The 235-nt window shown below is 70.6% G+C and carries 1 protein-coding gene; it reads right to left on the reverse strand.

The features are described 5' to 3' along the window. Nucleotides 1-235 (reverse strand): DEAD/DEAH box helicase family protein (locus EXE45_RS19070; RefSeq protein ID WP_137695206.1); only part of this gene is annotated, 235 nt, incomplete at both ends.

A 235-nucleotide genomic window follows, 5' to 3' on the forward strand; every position in this document is an offset into this window, starting at 1 on the left:
GGTGGAGTGGTCGAGCAGCTCCTCGCGCCACTGCTCGGCGAGCTCGCGCGAGGGGACCAGGATGAGGGTCTCGCCCCCGACCGCGGCGATCGTGGCGATCGCGGCGACGGTCTTCCCGGAGCCCGGCGGCCCGACGTACACCCCGGACTTGCGGTCGAGGAACGTCTCCACCCACGTTTCCTGGTAATCGCGGAGGTCGGTCGTGAGTTCGATCTCGACGGGGTCGCCCGTCTCC

Origin of the sequence: Halorubrum sp. SP9 (assembly GCF_005435015.1) — an archaeon.
Lineage (GTDB): Archaea > Halobacteriota > Halobacteria > Halobacteriales > Haloferacaceae > Halorubrum > Halorubrum sodomense.